Source organism: Suipraeoptans intestinalis, assembly GCF_034091795.1.
GTDB lineage: Bacteria > Bacillota > Clostridia > Lachnospirales > Lachnospiraceae > Suipraeoptans > Suipraeoptans intestinalis.
The window spans coordinates 91,440-110,449 of the sequence record NZ_JAXFXH010000002.1 but is presented as its reverse complement, the minus strand read 5'-3'; the positions used below and the strand labels follow the sequence as shown (position 1 = coordinate 110,449).

The following is a 19,010-nucleotide window of genomic DNA, read 5'->3' as shown; positions in this document are numbered from 1 at the left end:
AATCGGTAGGAGACGGATGCTTAACTTGTATGTGGTTTTGAAGGTACATGGAGAATAGAAGAATGATCCTCGATAGCTCAGCGGTAGAGCATTCGGCTGTTAACCGAAGGGTCGTTGGTTCAAACCCAACTCGGGGAGTTTAATAACCTGTAAAAGATTTCTTTTACAGGTTATTTTTTATACGTTACGATTCGGCATCTATCTGGAAATTTGCATTTCGTAATTTGGTAGTGGTAAGACCGATCTTTGCAGTAATGGTCTTGGCCGTATCCAACGGAATCATGGGAATCTGGCTTATCCTGAGCCACAAGATAGATCCTCAAAAGTACGGCGGCGCTTCCAAAAAGACAGATGGAAAAATGATACAAAATAATCCGAAGAAATCTGGTTTCCTAGGGAAGAGATATGATATAATCAAAAAGAAAGAATAGAAGAAAAAGAGAAGGTGTTCGCTGACAGAGTGAGATCACCTTCTTTTGTTTGGAGAGGACAAAGGATGAAGATCATATTATCACCGGCAAAAAGGATGAAGATCAAAACAGATGAACTGGATCATCTGGGGCTTCCGGAATATCTTCAGGAAACGAAACAACTTTTGGAATGGATGCGGGAAAAATCTTATGAGGAGCTGAAAGCTCTTTGGAAATGCAATGACAATATCGCCCGCCAGAATGTGGAACGTCTAAAAAGCATGGAGCTGGAAAAAGATCTGACTCCGGCCGTCTTAGCCTATGAGGGCCTGGCATTTCAGTACATGGCACCCAGCGTATTTGAAGAGAAACAACTGGATTACCTGCAAAAACATCTAAGGATCCTGTCCGGTTTTTACGGGGTGTTAAAGCCCATGGACGGGGTAACGCCCTACCGCCTGGAGATGCAGGCGCGGGGAAAGATCGGAGCAAACAGACACTTATACGAATTTTGGGGAAGAAAGCTGTATGAATCGGTGGCAAAGGGAGAAGGATGCAGAGGGAAAGAAGAAAAAGGGGAGCTTATATTGAACCTTGCTTCTAAAGAATATTCGAGATGTGTGGAGCCCTATCTGGAGGTGCGGGACCGGTTTTTGACGGTGACTTTTTGTGAAAAGGCAGGAGAAAAGCTAATAACAAAAGGAACCTATGCAAAGATGGCGCGAGGAGAGATGGTGCGGTATATGGCAGAGCATCAGGTGGAAGAGCCGGAAGCGCTGAAAAAATTTGGACGACTGGACTTTCGGTTCCGGGAAGAGCTTTCTTCCGCAAAGGAATATGTGTTTGAGCGGCAGCCGCAAAAGCAGACCCGGTAGTCCTCTAAAGCTACAGGAAGGCAGAAAACAGGGAAGCTTGCAGTCTGCGGGGTGAAAGCAAAAGAAGAGGAAAAAGAGGACGAGAGAGGAAAGGTTCAAACAGAAATCCTGCAAAAAGCGGAGAGGAAGGGAAAAGCTGGTTCTGTCTTGTGACGGGATAAGAAAGAAAAGCATGGGAGAGAGAAAAAGAATGGGGAAAACGGTCGGCCTGGTACTGCTGCTGGGAGTTGCCGTATTTTGCTATGAAATAGTTATGGTGCTTGTTGGATATACGGCTGATTTCCTGGCACAGGTGCTGCCGAAAGAAGGGATAGCATGGAGCCAACAGTATTATCTTTGGGATACGGTCGGATGTGCCTGGCTTCTGGGCATCTATGGACTGTGGGTGTTTTGTCTGAAAGAGCAGAGACGGAGCAAGGAGCAGAGCGGGCAAGAAAGTCAGATGAAAAAAGCAGAAGGCAAGGATGTGAAAGAGCCTTCCCGGTGGACAAAACAGACAGAAGATGAGAGAGTCAAAGAGCAACCGGTATGGAAGAAGGCATTAGAGGTGGCGGTGATTACATTTGGCTTAGGAGGAATCAGCAGTCTGTGGCTTAACTTTGCCGAAGAGGTTTTGTACAAAGTTCCATTTATCAGGGATAGCATGGAGCGATTTCAGACGGTAGGGAAAGAACAGTTGGGAGAGCCTTATATCTGGGTGTTTCTGTCGGTAGTATTGGTTGGGCCGATTGTGGAGGAGCTTTTGTTCAGAGGAATCGTGTATCAATATCTTGCAGAAATCAGGGAAGGGTGGTTTGCTGTGATCGGGTCGGGACTTCTGTTTGGCTTGTGGCATCAGGAACCGGTGCAGGTAGTGTATACAATGATAATGGGAGTGGGGATCGCTATCGTGTATCAAAAGACAGGATCCTTGAGGTATGTGATCGGACTTCATATTTTGAACAATTTTCTGTCTGCCCTCCCGCCGTTTCTGGAAACGGAAGCGATTATAAAAGGGATCAGCCTGATGAATTACGTGATGATCCTGCCGGGCGTGTATCTTTTGGGAAGATTTGCGGACAGACGGCAGAAGCCGGAGGTTTCGGCAGAAAGCAGGAAATCTTGACAGATCCAGATACATCACTTATATTGGTGTTTACGGAAAACGGCGACTTACCTGTTTTCTGTATGAACAAAGAACCCTCTCCATTTTCCACGGCAAAATGGAGAGGGTTCTTTACAGTAAATGCTGAAAGGGCTCCAGGCTTCTTTCCAGGATTCCCCGCATGTGAGCGATCACAGTTCCGTAGTTGGTGATGGGGACGCCGGCATCTTTGGCGCAGCGGACACGATGCTGAAATTCACGATCCGGAAGCATGCAGGAGCCACAATGGATGATGAAGTCGTAGGAGTTTAGATCCGCAGGAAATTCGGTGCCGGAAGTAAAGGAAAACTGAAACTCCTTGTTGGTGTGCCGGCGGATCCAGGCGGGAAGCTTGACTGTTCCAATATCTTCGCACTGACGATGGTGCGTGCAGCCTTCACAGATCAGAATGTGGCTGCCGTCTTCCAGATCATCCAGGAAGGAAGCGCCCTTTGCCAGGGAAGGAAGGCAGCCCTTGTAACGTGCAAAGAGAATGGAAAAGGAAGTCAGAGGAACAGAAAGAGGAACTGCCGGCGACACCTTATGGAATACCTGACTGTCACAGACGACAAGGGCAGGATCCTTCTGGAAAGAGGCCAGTACCTGCGGAAGCTCCGCGTCGGATGCCACTACGGAAACAGCGCCTCCGTCCAGCAGATCCCGGATCACCTGCTGCTGGGGCAGGATCAGGCGCCCTTTAGGAGCAGAGGTGTCGATGGGGATGACCAGCACCACCAGGTCAGAAGGCCGTACCAGATCTCGGATCAAAGGAGCCTGTTGCTTTTGAGGAAACGTTTTCCCGATCAACTCCTTCAGTTCCCGGATGTGCCAGCCCAGGGAAGCGCTGACGCAGATAGAGGGAAGGTTCTGAGCAGCCGCGGGAAGGTTCCCGGAAGCAGCAGGCTTTTGGGAAGAACAGACATTCTCACCGGAAGAAACTGTTGCCAGATCCCATTTGTTCCAAACCAGGATACAGGGGAGCTGCTTTTTGCGGACAGCTTCCAATAAATCATATTCACAGGCGGACAATCCTTCGGAATAGTCTGCCACCAGAAGCACAAGGTCCGTTTTGTTTAGCGCCTGAAACGCTTTTTGAACTCTCTTTTCGCCCAGTTCCCCCACGTCGTCCAGTCCCGGCGTGTCGATCAGCACCACCGGCCCCAGAGGAAGAAGCTCCATGGTTTTCTGGACGGGATCGGTGGTGGTTCCTTTCACAGGAGATACGATAGAAAGGGACTGGCTCGTCAGTGCATTTAACAAGCTGGATTTCCCGGCATTTCGCCGACCGAAGATCCCAATGTGGATGCGGTTGGCAGAAGGGGTTTGATTGAGACTCATAAAACACTCCTTTCTGGGTGAAACACTTTCTGAATAAAATACCTGCGCAGTCAAAACATTCCCGGACTAAAAACGAAAATCCCGGCGGTTATTGTCCCGAATCAGCCGGAGGTTTTCCAGTACGACAGAGCGGGCTTTCAGATTAGGAACATTGGCAACCTCCCGGTCGATGATGGTCTCTCCCAAAGCTCTGGTGGAAGGTGAGGCGTAATCCATCAGATATTCCTGAAGGGTCATCAGTGCGTTGGGGTGACAGCAGTTCTGGATCTGGCCGCTTTTGCAGAGGGACATAAACCGGTCGCCGGTCCGACCCTCCCGGTAACAGGCGGTGCAGAAGCTGGGAATATAGTCCATTTCCATCAGCCAGTGTACCACCTCATCCAGAGTACGGTCGTCATTGATATCAAACTGCTTGGAATTGTCTTCGTCGGTTTCCGGCTGGTAGTATCCCCCTACGCTGGTTTTGGAGCCGCCGCTGATCTGGGAGATCCCTAGCTGTAGGACTCGTTGGCGAACATCTTTACTCTCGCGGGTAGAGACGATCATGCCGGTGTAGGGAACAGAGATCCGGATACAGGCTACGATTTTTTCAAAGGTTGCATCGTCAATTCCGTTTTTAAAGGAAGAAGAATCAATGTCGTCTGCATCTCTGAGCCGGGGAACGCTGATGGTGTGAGGACCGACGCCGAAGGCAGCCTCCAGATGCTCGGCATGCATCAAAAGTCCGGCAAATTCATAGCGGTATTTGTCCAATCCAAAGAGGACTCCGATCCCCACATCATCCACACCGCCTTCCATGGCGCGATCCATGGCCTCCGTATGATAATCATAGTCGTGCTTGGGACCGGCAGGATGCAGCTTCAGGTAACTTTCCTTATGGTAAGTTTCCTGAAACAGGATATAAGTACCGATGCCGGCTTCTTTTAGCAGGCGGTAATTATCTGTGGTCGTGGCGGCGATATTAATGTTGGCACGGCGTATCGCTCCGTTTTTATGCCGGATACTGTAGATCGTCTCGATGGATTCCAGATAGTAGTCCATGGTATTATGAACGGGATCCTCTCCGGCTTCCAGCGCAAGACGCTTATGTCCCATATCCTGGAGTGCGATGACTTCTCTACGGATCTCCTCCTGGGTCAGCTTTTTTCTCCGGATCGTCTTGTTTTTCAGATGGTAGGGACAATAGGTACAGCCATTGACACAATAATTGGAAAGATACAGCGGGGCAAACAAAACGATGCGGTTGCCGTAAAAATCTTTCTTGATCTGCTGAGCAAGGCGGAAGATTTTTTCGTTAAGCTGTGGATCCTGACAGGCAAGAAGAAGAGAGGCTTCCCGGTGAGAAAGTCCTTTTCTGAGCGCTGCCTTTTGGATCAGAGCTTCCATCAGAGCCGTGTTGTGGCAGTTTTCATCGGCATAGGCCAGCGTATCCAAAATCTCCTGGTGATTGATAAAATCTTCTGCGTGTTTGGAATGAACGTCATACATAAGGGTATCCTCCTTTTGAGTCTATGGGATTGATAGCGGCAGAGTAGGAATCCAGGTTCAGGGAATCTCCTCTGGCAGTTGTGATCTGGTATCCGATGGAGTTGACCCGTCTTTCCAGACAGACACGGCACTCTGCGGCTTCGTCGCCGGTACAGATCTTGTTGTCATATAAAGCGTAATCCTTTCGCACAGAAGTGGGAGAAAGGTTGGGCATTACTACATTAGCGCCGGCCAGAATCCCCAGTTCCCTGCCTTTGGGATGAATCGTGCCTAAGGCGGTGGTGGCCGGTAGCAGGACTTTGGGCAGCAGGAGCCTTAAGAGCGCCAGTAAAAACAGAGTCTTTTCCAAAGTACCTGCCGATTTTTTTGCAAAAGGTGTGGCATGATGGGGGATAAAAGGTCCGATCCCCACCATCTGAGGATTCAGGCGGGTAATAAACAGCAGATCCTCTGCCAGATGTTGGTCGGTTTGAAAGGGAGAACCCACCATGAATCCGGTTCCGACCTGATACCCGATCTCTTTTAAAGTCCAGAGGCAGTCCTGCCGGTGTCCGGCAGACAAAGAAGCAGGATGCAGCTTACTGTAGTGTGTATGCTGAAAGGTTTCGTGACGGAGCAGATAACGGTCGGCTCCCGCATCAAACAGCCGTTGATAGCTGTTACGGTCACGTTCTCCTACAGACAGGGTAATGGCACAGTCGGGATAGGACGTCTTGATCCGCTCCACTAGAGGAACCAGGCGGGCATCGGTATAATATCCATCTTCTCCGCCCTGCAGTACAAAGGTACGGAATCCCAGCCGGTAGCCGATGCGGCAGCAGGAGAGGATTTCCTCCGGACTCAGACGGTACCGGGAGGCGGTGGGGTTGCTTTTTCGTATCCCACAGTAATAGCAGTCGTTCCTGCAGTAGTTGGTAAATTCGATCAGTCCCCGCACGTAGACGTCCGTGCCATAATGCTTCTGGCGGACTTTTCTGGCGAGAGCAAACAGATATTCCGAAAATTCGGGAGACTGCCCCTGAAGCAGCGTCACCCATTCCTCCCGATCCAGCTGCTGGGTATCCGCCAGCTTTTGGACAAGGGCTTTTAAATGTGAAGTTTCTTCCATAAAGGTCATCCTTTGCTATAAGGTAGATTATCGGTAAAAAACAAAAGGCCTGCGCAAGAAAGGCAGGTCGTAAGCGGGCGCCATAGGCTTTGGAATGAAAAAACCACAGGGCGGGATCCGTGGGGAAAGCCTTCACTGTCGTGGCCTGTTTGATAAAAAAATTATAGCATGGTGAGAAATGGGACACAATATAAGTTTGGTTTTTAACAGGATCCTTAAAATTCCATGAAGTCGCTTGACAAACAAAGGCAGGATGACTATCATATTCAGTAATTGATTGCAAAAGGCAGTGAAGAAGAGGAGTACATATCATCCCTTTTTCAGAGAGGAATTCCCACAGGCTGAAAGGAAATCCAAAGGACAGAGATATGGAAGGTAGCTTCGGAGCCCGGTCGGTGAATCTGGAAGACGAACCGGCTGCGAGTCGTTCCCGTTAAAGAACAGGATGAGTGTGCGGAGAAGGTCCGCATGAAAAAGGTGGTACCGCGATTCGTCGCCCTTTACAGACATTGTAGAGGGTATTTTTTATTTCATGGGATCACGCCCTGCGATGCGGGATTTCTTCTGCGTTTTATGGGAAGACCTTCTGTGAAATAAAACATGTTCTGCCGGATAGCACTGCGGCGGTATGGAGGGCGTTGCAAAAGGGCCCGCCGATATCTGAAGAGGGATCTAAAGGGAATAGCAGAAGATATTTGAGGAGAAAGGAAAAAGAAAATGGGAAAAAAGATGGATACAACTTATGATCCAAAAGCGATCGAAGCGAAATTATATGAAGAGTGGTGCGAAAAGAAGTTTTTCCATGCGGAAGTAGACCGCAGCAAACGACCGTTTACCACAGTGATGCCGCCGCCGAATATTACAGGAAGGCTGCATATGGGACATGCGCTGGACAACACCCTGCAGGATATCCTGATCCGCTACAAGAGGATGAAGGGCTTTCATGCACTTTGGATCCCGGGAACCGACCATGCAGCCATTTCCACAGAGGTAAAGGTGACAAACCAGCTAAAGGAAGAAGGGATCGATAAAAAAGAACTGGGCAGGGAAAAGTTTTTGGAGAGGACCTGGCAATGGAAGGAAGAATATGCGGGAACCATTGAAGCGCAGCTGAAAAAACTGGGGGTATCCTGTGACTGGGACAGAGAACGGTTTACCATGGATGCAGGATGCTCCAAAGCAGTGGAAGAGGTTTTCATCCGCCTGTACGAAAAGGGCTATATCTATAAAGGGCCAAGGATCATCAACTGGTGTCCGGTCTGCAAGACCTCCCTTTCTGATGCAGAAGTAGAGCATGAAGAACAGGAAGGCAGCTTCTGGCATATCCGTTATCCCATTACGGGGACAAAAGAGTATCTGGAAATCGCAACCACCAGACCGGAGACGATGCTGGGCGACACGGCGATCGCAGTCCATCCGGAGGATGAGAGGTATCAGCACCTGATCGGAAAAACGGCGCTGTTACCATTGGTCAATAAAGAGATCCCCATAGTAGGAGACGCATATGTAGACAGGGAGTTTGGAACGGGAGCGGTGAAGATCACACCGGCTCACGACCCGAACGATTTTGAAGTAGGAAAAAGACACCGGCTTCCGGAGATCCATGTGATGAATGATGACGCCACCATCAACGAGCAGGGGGGAATCTATGCAGGATTGGATCGCTATGAGGCGAGAAAGCGAATCGTGAAAGATCTGGAGGAGCAGGGATATCTGGTGAAGGTCGTTCCCCATTCCCATAATGTAGGAACACACGACAGATGCCATACGACAGTAGAGCCCATGATCAAGCAGCAGTGGTTCGTCAGAATGGAAGAATTGGCAAAGCCTGCTATTGAGGCGGTAAAAAATGGAGAACTGAAATTTGTTCCGGAGCGGTTTGACAAGATCTACCTGCACTGGCTGGAAAATATCCGGGACTGGTGTATTTCCAGACAGATCTGGTGGGGACATAGGATTCCGGCCTACTACTGCCAACACTGTGGGAAAATGGTGGTGTCATCCAAGGAGCCTGCTGTCTGTGAAGCGTGCGGACACACCGGGTTTACCCAGGATGAAGATACGTTGGATACCTGGTTCAGCTCGGCGCTTTGGCCGTTTTCCACTATGGGCTGGCCGGAGCAGACGGAGGATCTGGATTATTTCTACCCCACGGACGTGCTGGTGACGGGATATGATATTATTTTCTTCTGGGTGATCCGGATGGTATTTTCCGGGTATGCCCATACGGGGGTATCTCCTTTCCATACCGTATTCATCCATGGACTGGTGAGAGATTCCCAGGGAAGGAAGATGAGCAAATCTCTGGGAAATGGAATCGACCCGCTGGAGATCATCGAGGAATATGGGGCGGATGCCCTGCGAATGACGCTGATAACCGGAAATGCGCCGGGAAACGATATGCGTTTTTATCAGGAAAAGGTAGAAGCAAGCCGAAATTTTGCCAACAAAGTCTGGAATGCATCTCGGTTTATTTTGATGAACATGGAAGACAAGGAGATTCGCACACCTGATCTGCAGTCTTTGCGTACCGATGATAAATGGATCTTGAGAAGATGCAGTCAGGTGACAAAAGAAGTGACGGACAATCTGGATAAATTTGAGCTGGGGATCGCCCTGTCCAAGATCTACGACTTTATCTGGGATGAGTTCTGCGACTGGTATATCGAACTGGCAAAATACAGGATCTACCATTTTGAGGAAGATGCAAAAGGCGCCAATGATGCGTTGTGGACCCTGCGGGAGGTCCTGAAGCGTTCCCTGAAGCTTCTGCACCCATATATGCCGTTTGTGACGGAAGAGATCTACAGAAGCGTGGCTTCTCAGGAAGAATCTTTGATGATGTCCACCTGGCCGGAGTATGAAGCCTCCTGGGAGTTTGAAAAAGAAGCAGAAATTTTGGGAAGATTCCAGGAGATCATCCGTGGCGTCAGAAATATCCGTGCGGAAATGAATGTGCCAAATTCCAGAAAGGCCAGCGTTTTTGTGGTATCGGAGGATGCAGAGATGAGAGCCGGTCTGGAAACGCTGAAAGAATCGGCGAAAATGATGGCTTCTGCCAGCGACTTCGTGGTATGTGAAAGCAGACCGGATATTTCCGAAGACGCGGTATCCATAGTAGTTCCGGAGGCTACGGTATATCTTCCATTGGAGGAACTGATCGATTTTGAACAGGAAAGGCAAAGGCTGTTGAAAGAGCAGACAAGGCTTCAGGCAGAGATTCTGCGGGCCTCCAACATGCTGAAGAATGAAAAATTTATAAGCAAGGCGCCGCAGGAAAAAGTCCAGGCAGAAAGAGAGAAGCTGGAAACCTACAGGCAGATGGCGGATCAGGTAGCAGAAAGATTAAAAGGGCTGGAAGGAAGATAGCCCGAAGGGGATAGAATGAAAAAGAAATTCAAGCGTCCTATTGACCTGAAAAAGATCTGGGAAACATGCAGACATTTAAAAATTGAAGACATCAAGGAATACAGAAGGCTGCGAAAAGAGCGCAGGGAGAGGATCCTGGAGGAAAGAAGAAACAGTCCAAGAGGGAAACAAATGCAAAAGATATACGGATTTATGAACCGTTTCTCTCTTTTCTTCCATGCGCTTTTGGCCTGTGGGATCAATCTGGGGATCGAAGCGGTGTCCAGGCATTCCCTCATAGAGGCTTTTCAGTACATGACGGGAGTGCCGCTGGTATTTCTGTATAATGCGTTTATGATCTTTTGCACTTTTTCTGTGGTGTATCTGGTGAAACGGAGAGTTTTTGCCAGAATCATTATCAGTGTATTGTGGGGATTTATCGGAGTTTCCAACGGATACATGCTGATGAAGCGAGTCACACCTTTTAATGCACAGGATCTGAAGGTGGCAAAAGACGGGGTTACGCTGATCAATAATTATTTCAATGGATTTGAGCTGATGGTGCTGGTGATCGGAATCGCCGCTGTGGTGGCCTGGGTGATCTCCATGTGGAAAAGAGGCGGACAGTATCAGGGAAAACTCCGGCGAATCCCGGCGCTTCTGGGGATTGCTTTGTGCATTGTCGGATATATCTGGATCACAGATCTGGCGATCGAGAAGCGGGTGGTGTCTACTTATTTTGGGAACATCGCTTTTGCCTATGAGGACTACGGACTTCCCTATTGCTTTATGGCCAGTGTGTTCAATACGGGGATCACAGAGCCCAACAACTACAACGAAAAGGAAATAGACAGGATTACGGAGAATGGCGCGATCAATAAGAACGAAGCAGATAATAAAAGCCAGATGCCAAACATCCTGTTTGTGCAGTTGGAATCCTATTTTGACATCGAGGAAGTGGAATTTTTTACCACCTCTGAGGATGTGACACCAAATCTTCATCAAATGGCGCAGCAGTATTCTACCGGATACTTTAAGGTACCGTCTATCGGAGCCGGAACGGCCAATACGGAGTTTGAGGTGTTGACGGGAATGAACCTGCGTTTTTTTGGGCCGGGAGAGTATCCGTACAAGACCATGCTAAAAGATAATACCTGTGAAAGTGCGGCGACGGCGCTGGCAGCTTTGGGGTACGGAACCCATGCGCTTCACAATAACGGAGGGAATTTTTACAGCCGTTCCAGAGTGTTTAATAACATAGGATTTGATTCCTTTACCAGCAAAGAATTTATGAACATCCTGCAGACGACGGAGAAGGGCTGGGCCAAGGACGACGTACTGCTCCAGCATATTGAGGATGCGATGAACAGTACAGAGCAGCAGGATTTTGTGTTTACTGTCAGCGTACAGGGACATGGGGATTATCCGGCGGAAAAGGTATTGGAAAATCCCAGGATCAAAGTAGAAGGAATTGAAGATGAGGCATTGAAAAACCGTTGGGAATACTATGTGAATCAGGTCTATGAAATGGATCAGTTTGCAGGAAACCTGGTAAAGCAGGTGGAAAAGAGAAAGGAACCTACGGTGATCGTGTTCTATGGGGATCATCTGCCGACGCTGGGGCTGAAGGCGGAGGATCTGAAAGGACGGTACCTGTATGATACCAATTATGTGATCTGGGACAATATCGGATTGACGAAAGAGGACAGGAACATTCCTGCGTATCAGATAGCGGCAGACGTGTTTGACCGACTGGGGATCCATTCCGGAACCGTGTTTAACTACCATCAGGAAAGAAGAAAAACTAAGAAGTATCTGCCGGATCTGGAACTGCTCCAGTATGATCTTCTTTATGGAAAGCAGTACACCTACCGGGATCATACGCCCACAAAGGAGGGGCATATGATCATGGGAATGAGGGATGTGACCCTGGATAAGATCATTCCCCATCTGGGAGCAGGGTACAGCCTTTACGGTACAAATTTTACCAAATCCAGCAAGGTGTATATCAATGGAGAAAAGCAAAAAAGTACCTTTTTGAACAATACCAGGATCGAGTTGAACGAATCAGAGCTGTCAGAAGGCGATGTGATTGTCATACGGCAGATGGGATCCAGCGACACAGTATTCCGCTCTTCCAATGAATATATTTATAAAAACGGCGGACTGGAAGTACAGGAAGGAACCGGCACGGACCTTAGCAAGTCCTGGGTCAGCCAGTTACACGAGGAAAAGAAATAATGGATATCATAGAATCTTTTGGGCAGGCAGAGTCCTATATAGAAGAGCTGCCCAAGTTTACTACAAAGCATCCGCAGGAACACACGAGAGAGTTTCTGCGGAGACTTTCATGTTTGGAAGTGGATAAAACCATCGTACATGTGGCAGGGACCAACGGAAAAGGTTCTGTCTGCATTTACCTTCAGGCGATCCTGCTGGCAGAAGGAAAACGGACGGGCTTGTTTCTCTCTCCGCATCTGGTCAGCCTCAGAGAGCGGATCCGTCTGGATGGGAAGTTGGTGTCGGAGGAGCAGTTTTTAAAGGGGTATCACAAAGCGAAGACTGTGGCGAAAGAGATGGAGCAGGAAGGACTGGGACATCCTTCCTATTTTGAATTTTTATTTGGGATCGCCATGCTGGTATTCCAGGAATCGGAGGCGGAGTATCTGATTCTGGAAACGGGTCTGGGAGGCAGACTGGACGCCACGAATGCGCTGGAGGGCTGCCATCTGTCGGTGATCACCTCCATCGGACTGGACCATACGGGGATTTTGGGAGACAGTATTTCTGCCATTGCAGGAGAAAAGGCAGGGATCATAAAAGACGGCGGGAAGGTCATCTTCGATGGAAATCAGGAAGAAGCGGCAAAAGTCATAGAAAAAGCGGCGAAAGCGAAAAAGGCGACCTGGGAAAGCGTAACGGATTCGGATGATGTTTTGCAGGGATCCAAAGAGAATAAGATTGCTTTTTTTAGGCGAAATGCTTATGATGAAAGTGTTCTCTACCGGATCTCCTCCGGCGCTTTGTATCAGATAAGGAATGTGGAGCTGGCGCTGCGGGCAGCGGAGAGTCTGCTACAGACGAAAGCAGCCCGGAGGGCGGGATGGAAAGAAGCCATAGAGGCGGTGACGTGGGAGGGGAGAATGGAAGAGCTGACGCCAAGACTTACGGTGGACGGAGCTCATAATCCCCCGGCGATCGAGGCGTTTTTAGAGAGCCTGTCCCTGACAGAGCCCGAAAGGCTGGCGGAATCAGTCCTTCTGTTTTCGGCGGTAAGGGACAAAGACTACAGAAGAATGATCCGTCTCCTCTGTGAGAGAGCGCAGGTAAAAGCGTATGTAGTGACGCAGATCGAAGAGGAAAGAGGCGTGCCGGTGAAGGAGCTGGAAGAGATATTCCGGACCTGTACCACAAAAGAAGTGATCGGAAAGCAGACACTGGCGGAAAGTCTCAGGGAGGCGGACAAAAGATGCGGGAAGGAAGGAAGAGTCTACGCTGTAGGGTCTCTCTATCTGGCAGGTATGATAAAAAAGTGGTTGACAGGAGGCAAAGGATATGCTTAATTTTGAGGAAGAGTTAAAAAGGTTTCAGCCAAGTCTTGAGGTGGAGGATATTGAAGATGCCGTACACCAGGAGGATCTGACGGATATGACAGATATTTTGCTGGAAGTCATGGAAAAGACCAAGTAGAAGGGTCAGAGGGAAAATCATGGAATATACGACCAAGATCTTGTACCAATCCCATATTTGTTACAATGAGGGCCTGAAAAAGGCAAATATCCGCGACCTGACGGGGGCAGCTACAGCCCTGAAAAAGAGTCTGCAGTATGACGGGACCAATGTTGCGGCGCGGAATCTTCTGGGACTGGTCTACTACGGCAGGGGTGACGTGGCAGAGGCTCTGACAGAATGGATCCTCAGCAAGAACATCCAGCCAAAAGACAATATTGCAAATTATTTTATAAAAACGATAAAGGAATCAAAGGCCGAGCTTCTGGCTGTCAACCAGGCGGTCAAGCGATATAACCGTGCGTTGGAATACTGCTGGCAGAATGCGGAGGATCTGGCGCTGATCCAGTTGAAAAAAGCGGTACAGGCACATCCCGGCTTTGTGAAAGCCTATCAGCTGATGGGACTCTTGTATCTGCATGGAGAACAGTATTCCCTGGCGAGACAGGCCATCCGATCCGCATACAAGCTGGATACCACGGATGAGATCACCCTGTCCTATATGCATGAGCTGAACCAGGTGAGAAAGACCAGGCCCGTGTCCATGAAGGGGAAACGCAGGGAGACGGTTACCTACCATGTGGGAAATGAAACCATCATCCAGCCTGTTCCGGCAGGACAAAGGGAAAGAGGCGGCTATCATTCGATCGTCAATATCCTGCTGGGGATCCTGGTGGGAACTGCGATCATGGGGCTTTTGGTCATGCCGGCCATTTCCGGTTCCAGGCAGAATCAGACCAACAAGCAGGCAGTGGAATTTGGCGATAAGATCGCAGAGCAGGAAGCGCAGATCCGGGCACTGAAGAAGGATCTGGAAGGCTACCGAGCCAACAGCGAGGAGACAGAAAACGCGCAGGCCACGGCGGCATCCACCCAGTCCAGCTATGAGATCGTGATGAATATAGAATCCTATTATAGGAGCAACAGCATGAGCGATGAAGCTATGATCGATGAACTCTTAAAAGTCAACCCGGCTGCACTGGGAACGGCGGGAAGAAGCATCTACGAGGAGATGGCGGGGGTGCTCTATCCGAGAGCGTGCGAACGTCTGTATACCACATCGAAAGCGAATATGCAGGTGGCCAATTATGATACAGCCATCACCAATCTGGAAAGAGTGGTTCAAATAGAAGAAGGATACAGTGATGGACAGGCCCTGCTGCTTCTGGCACAGGCCTATGAGGGGAAAGGCGACACTGAGTCGGCGCAGGCAAAATATCAGAGACTGGCAGATGCCTACGGCGATACGCAGGCCGGAGCCACAGCAAAAGAAAAGCTGGGGAATTAGTCGTTTTCGCAATGAAGGAGGAAAAAAGGAATGAATTATTTGAGTATCATCGTACCCTTTGCCGGGGGACTGGGGATGTTCATTTACGGGATGCAGATCATGGCACAGGGGCTGGAAAATGCAGCGGGCAACCGGATGAAATCCTTGCTGGAGGCTTTGACGAAAAACAAGCTGATGGGGGTCCTTTTGGGGGCGGCCATCACGGCAGTGATCCAAAGCTCTTCTGCTACGACCGTTATGGTGGTCGGATTTGTCAATGCAGGAATCATGAATCTGACCCAGGCAATGGGAGTGATCATGGGCGCCAACATCGGAACCACCGTAACCGGGTGGCTGGTATCTTCCGTGGAATGGGCAAAAGTACTGAGTCCTTCCACGCTGGCGCCGGTAGCGCTGATGATCGGCGTGGTCATCATGCTGACAGGGAAGAGACGATCTTCCAAGGAAGTAGCCAGCATCATCATCGGATTCGGTCTGCTGTTTATCGGAATCTCTACCATGTCCGCAGCCGTAGATCCGCTAAGGGAGTCCGAAGGATTCCGCAGCCTGTTTGTAACACTGGGCAATAATCCGTTTTTAGGAATCCTCACAGGAACGGTCGTGACAGCGATCATCCAGAGCTCTTCAGCTTCCGTGGGAATCCTGCAGAGTCTTGCGGCAGCAGGACTGGTTCCTTTCAGCGCGGCCATCTACATCATCATGGGACAGAATATTGGTACCTGTATCACCGCGATTCTTGCCAGTCTGGGAGCAAAACGGACGGCAAAGACGGCGGCGCTGATGCACCTGTTGTTCAATATCATAGGGACGATCATTTTTTCAGTGGTAGCTATCGTATACTTTAAGCTGATCAATGTGGCGGCAGGAACGGGTGTGATCACCCAGACACAGATCAGTTTGGTACATACCATCTTCAATATTGGTACGACTGTTCTGCTGTTCCCGGCCTCCAACTGGATCATCCGCCTGGCAAAGAAACTGGGCAGAGTCAAAGAAGGGGAGCAGGAAAAGAGCACGGTGCTTTTGGACGAACGTGTTCTGGAAACGCCCAGCATCGCACTGCAGGCAACGGTCAAAGAGATCGACCGCATGGGAAAGATCGTGGAGGAGTCCCTGCTTGTGGCCAAGAATGTACTGTTTGCACCGAAGGAACAGGATATCCGCTTTTTGCGGGAGGAAGAAAAAACGGTGGATCGCCTTTGCGCCGGAATCACCGACTATGCCATCAAGCTGAGTTCTCTGCAGATCAGTGAAAAGGAGCACCAGGAGATCTCACATTTGCTGCAGATCGTATCGGATATGGAACGGGTCAGCGACTATTGTGAAAACATTTCTGAGTTTGCAGAAACGATCATGGAAAGGAAGCTCAGCTTTTCCGACACAGGAAGAGAGCAGCTGCAGGAGATGACAGAGGTCTGTGTGGACAGCTATCTCTATGCTTACAAGGCGTTTCAGGAAAATGACAAGGACAGGGCGCTGCGGGTGGTGGAAAAAGAAACCCAGGCAGATGCGCTGGAGGTACAGCTTCGTACCAGGCATATCAAACGTCTGGCCAACAATCAGTGCGAGGCAGAGGCAGGAATCGTCTTTTTGGACGCATTAGTCTGCCTGGAGCGTATTTCCGATCACGCAAGAAATATTGCGGAGGAAGTATTGGAAGGGATCGCATAGATCTTTCATCAGAAAAACAGAATCAGAAAGAAGCAGTGCAGCACAGAAATGTCTGGCAAAAGGCTGCTTCTTTTTTCGTCTGGATCCAAGGGAAGTACATGGGAAAATCCAGGGAAGGCAGTGTGCGAGATAAGCGCTCTGCAAAAAAATCAAAAGGGTTAAAAAGAAAATCAGAAAGAGAAAGAAAAGGAGAGGGTTGAAATGGATCGCATCAAGAAAAACGGACCGGGGATGCTGACCTGCTTTGTGATAGCAGTTTTGTCCTGGCTTTTGGGGAAGCAGTTTCCCGTCGTGGGAGGCGCAGTCTTTGCTATTTTACTGGGGATGCTTCTGGCATTGGTATGGAATGACAAGGGGAAAGCGGAGGCGGGGATTCGTTTCACCTCCAAATTTGTGCTGCAGGCGGCAGTGGTCCTTCTTGGATTTGGCATGAACCTGGGCGTTGTTTTGGAAACGGGAAAACAGTCTCTGCCTATTATCATATGCACCATCAGTACCTCTTTGTTCCTGGCGTGGATCCTGCATAAAACACTTAGGATCCCCGGAAATATTTCTACGTTGATCGGAGTAGGATCTTCTATTTGCGGAGGATCCGCTATTGCCGCTACGGCGCCGGTCATTGGGGCGGAGGACGACGAAGTGGCGCAGGCGATCTCTGTTATCTTTTTCTTTAATGTATTGGCGGCGGTTTTGTTTCCGATGCTGGGAGTGGCAGTGGGATTTGACACGACAGGCGGCAATGCCTTCGGGATCTTTGCAGGTACGGCAGTCAATGACACCTCCTCTGTGACGGCAGCTGCCTCCACCTGGGACAGTATGTGGAAGCTGGGAAGCGAAACTCTGGATAAGGCCGTTCTGGTGAAGCTGACGAGAACGCTGGCCATCATTCCCATCACGTTGCTGTTAAGTTTTGTCCGTGCGAAGCAGAGGGAAAAAGATGGAACCTGTGCAGGCGGGTTCCGTTTGCGCAAGGCATTTCCCATGTTTATCCTGTACTTCATCCTGGCGGCAGCGATCACAACGGTAGCGGTGCAGGCGGGCATTCCATCGGAGATTTTTACGCCGCTCAAGGATCTGTCTAAATTTTTTATCATCATGGCAATGGCGGCCATCGGCCTCAACAGCAATCTGATCAAGCTGGTAAAAAGTGGAGGAAAGCCTATTCTTCTGGGAGCCGCCTGCTGGGGCGGGATCACAGCAGTAAGTCTTCTGATGCAGTCGGTCATGGGAATCTGGTAGGGAAAGAAGGCGGCAGGACATGTAATACATAGTGCTGTACAAAGGGAATGCAGGAGACTTCTTGACATTTCCTTTTTTAGGATTTATTATGTAGATAATCAATATATAGATCATATATATAAGGAGGCGGATATCATGAAGAAAACAGAAAAACAGATGATCGATAAGAGCATGCTTTCCGGAAGCATGGCGATGCTTGTCCTGAAGCTTTTGTCAGAGCGGGAGATGTACGGATATGAGATGATCCGCACGCTGCGGGACCGTTCGGAGAATGTATTTGAGTTAAAGGCAGGAACGCTGTACCCTCTGCTTCATTCTCTGAAGAAAAAAAAGCTTCTGACGTCTTATGAGAAAGAAACAGAGGGAAAGACCAGGATCTATTATTCTATTACGCCGGTGGGAAGGGTATTTGTAAAAGAAAAAGAGGAAATGTGGCATACTTTTCACCATGCGGTGGATCTGGTAATGGAGGGATGAAAAGATGAATGAGCAAATATGTTTAGATAAGATCTGTGGAAGGGTTCAAAACAGATCCTGCCGGCAGGCGATCCGGCGGGAGCTAACAGATCACCTGGAAGACAGTGCGGCAGATTTTATGGCACAGGGATATTCGGAGGAAGAAGCCAAAGAGCTGGCGGCAGACAGCATGGGAGATCCCGGGGAGATCAGCGATCTGTTTAACCAGGTACATAAGCCGGTGCTGGAGTGGGGACAGATCCTGGGGATCTTGATATTTACAACCCTTATCAGAAGCGTGATGCCACAGCTACTGGAGCTTCTGACAACCAATACGGACGGAACGACAGCATTTGCACCAGAGAGGATACAGGGAGTTTTATGGGTTTTGGGAATCGTTTTGTACCTCTATGCCATGGGTATCTCTGCCTTGGAGAAGTATCACGATATGCCTTTCTGGTACGGACGGTCCCAGTCGGGAGGATCCAATGCCAATGGTGCGATCATCGTATCAATTGCCATATCCGTATGGGTATTGCCGCCCCTGCAGACAGCAGTTGTCGTTTTGATCACCATTGCATTTCATATAGGGATCCGCAGCCAGGTGGAGAGAAGCCGTATCCGGAAAGAACAGGCGTATCTGTTTTGTCAGGGGAAGACGTTGACTCCCCTGGGATTCGGGGGCTATGCGGAATTTGCAGGAAAAAAGACCAAGGTCGTTGCAAAAGAGGAGATTTCCGCCGGAACAGAGGTGGTCGCTGTGGGGATCGACGGATTTAAGATTCTGGTGGAGCCTCTTTCCAGAGACAAACAGATCCTGCCGGGACGGACAGCCCCGACAGAAAGAACTGCGTGCAGATAAGGCAATAGAAACAGTGGAAATTTTCGAGGGTTAATGCTATCTTTAAAAAGAAGGAAGATAAGTAGTTTTGCCGGG

15 protein-coding genes, 1 tRNA gene and 1 other annotated feature are annotated in these 19,010 nt (G+C 49.4%); of the genes, 12 read left to right on the top strand and 4 right to left on the bottom strand.

All coding sequences use genetic code 11. The annotated features are described in order from the left end of the window. The first annotated feature begins 66 nt into the window (after positions 1 to 66). Positions 67 to 138, top strand: a tRNA-Asn gene (locus SOW26_RS00625). A gap of 46 nt (positions 139 to 184) precedes the next feature. Here the strand turns inward: SOW26_RS00625 and SOW26_RS00620 are convergent. Then, a complete protein-coding gene (locus SOW26_RS00620) occupies positions 185 to 310 on the bottom strand; it encodes a hypothetical protein (protein ID WP_320651701.1) in 126 nt (41 codons plus the stop codon). A gap of 186 nt (positions 311 to 496) precedes the next feature. Between SOW26_RS00620 and yaaA the strand changes: the two genes are divergently transcribed. Continuing rightward, entirely contained in the window at positions 497 to 1,285 is a 789-nt protein-coding gene (yaaA, locus tag SOW26_RS00615) for a peroxide stress protein YaaA (RefSeq protein ID WP_276958542.1), read from the top strand. A gap of 172 nt (positions 1,286 to 1,457) precedes the next feature. Continuing rightward, entirely contained in the window at positions 1,458 to 2,390 is a 933-nt protein-coding gene (locus SOW26_RS00610; protein ID WP_276958543.1) for a CPBP family intramembrane glutamic endopeptidase, read from the top strand. Between the two features lie 111 nt (positions 2,391 to 2,501). On the opposite strand, the gene hydF is transcribed toward SOW26_RS00610, so the two are convergent. The 3 genes from hydF to hydE all read right to left on the bottom strand — a co-directional run bounded on the left by hydF (position 2,502) and on the right by hydE (position 6,351). Then, on the bottom strand, positions 2,502 to 3,746 hold the full coding sequence (gene hydF / locus SOW26_RS00605; RefSeq protein ID WP_276958544.1) for a [FeFe] hydrogenase H-cluster maturation GTPase HydF: 1,245 nt from the start codon (positions 3,744 to 3,746) through the stop codon (positions 2,502 to 2,504). Positions 3,747 to 3,812: 66 nt separating this feature from the next. After that, complete coding sequence (hydG, locus tag SOW26_RS00600; protein ID WP_276958545.1) at positions 3,813 to 5,234, bottom strand: [FeFe] hydrogenase H-cluster radical SAM maturase HydG; 1,422 nt, start codon at positions 5,232 to 5,234, stop codon at positions 3,813 to 3,815. Next, a complete protein-coding gene (gene hydE, locus SOW26_RS00595) occupies positions 5,227 to 6,351 on the bottom strand; it encodes a [FeFe] hydrogenase H-cluster radical SAM maturase HydE (protein WP_320651700.1) in 1,125 nt (374 codons plus the stop codon). The genes hydG and hydE overlap by 8 nt, the downstream gene beginning before the upstream one ends. 271 nt (positions 6,352 to 6,622) lie before the next feature. Then, positions 6,623 to 6,846: a binding site (T-box leader), on the top strand. A 213-nt stretch (positions 6,847 to 7,059) separates the two neighbouring features. On the opposite strand from hydE, the gene SOW26_RS00590 reads away from it, so the two are divergent. The 9 genes from SOW26_RS00590 (at position 7,060) to SOW26_RS00550 (ending at position 18,935) form a co-directional block, all read left to right on the top strand. Then, a complete protein-coding gene (locus SOW26_RS00590; RefSeq protein ID WP_154477753.1) occupies positions 7,060 to 9,711 on the top strand; it encodes a valine--tRNA ligase in 2,652 nt (883 codons plus the stop codon). 15 nt (positions 9,712 to 9,726) lie between these two features. Then, positions 9,727 to 11,931 (top strand): LTA synthase family protein, encoded by a 2,205-nt coding sequence (locus SOW26_RS00585; protein ID WP_154477755.1) that lies wholly within the window; start codon positions 9,727 to 9,729, stop codon positions 11,929 to 11,931. After that, a complete protein-coding gene (locus SOW26_RS00580) occupies positions 11,931 to 13,253 on the top strand; it encodes a bifunctional folylpolyglutamate synthase/dihydrofolate synthase (RefSeq protein WP_320651699.1) in 1,323 nt (440 codons plus the stop codon). Before SOW26_RS00585 ends, SOW26_RS00580 begins: the two co-directional genes overlap by 1 nt. Next, entirely contained in the window at positions 13,246 to 13,380 is a 135-nt protein-coding gene (locus tag SOW26_RS00575; RefSeq protein WP_276958548.1) for a hypothetical protein, read from the top strand. The genes SOW26_RS00580 and SOW26_RS00575 overlap by 8 nt, the downstream gene beginning before the upstream one ends. A gap of 19 nt (positions 13,381 to 13,399) precedes the next feature. Continuing rightward, positions 13,400 to 14,707, top strand: coding sequence for a tetratricopeptide repeat protein (locus tag SOW26_RS00570; RefSeq protein WP_276958549.1), 1,308 nt, complete (start codon positions 13,400 to 13,402; stop codon positions 14,705 to 14,707). A 30-nt stretch (positions 14,708 to 14,737) separates the two neighbouring features. Beyond that, positions 14,738 to 16,378: a Na/Pi cotransporter family protein gene (locus SOW26_RS00565; RefSeq protein WP_154477761.1), complete on the top strand. Its 1,641-nt coding sequence runs from the start codon at positions 14,738 to 14,740 to the stop codon at positions 16,376 to 16,378. 201 nt (positions 16,379 to 16,579) lie between these two features. After that, on the top strand, positions 16,580 to 17,617 hold the full coding sequence (locus tag SOW26_RS00560; RefSeq protein ID WP_154477763.1) for a YeiH family protein: 1,038 nt from the start codon (positions 16,580 to 16,582) through the stop codon (positions 17,615 to 17,617). Positions 17,618 to 17,752: 135 nt separating this feature from the next. Continuing rightward, positions 17,753 to 18,094: a PadR family transcriptional regulator gene (locus SOW26_RS00555; protein ID WP_235899376.1), complete on the top strand. Its 342-nt coding sequence runs from the start codon at positions 17,753 to 17,755 to the stop codon at positions 18,092 to 18,094. Positions 18,095 to 18,098: 4 nt separating this feature from the next. Continuing rightward, positions 18,099 to 18,935, top strand: coding sequence for a permease prefix domain 1-containing protein (locus tag SOW26_RS00550; protein WP_154477765.1), 837 nt, complete (start codon positions 18,099 to 18,101; stop codon positions 18,933 to 18,935). The last annotated feature ends 75 nt before the right edge of the window (positions 18,936 to 19,010 follow it).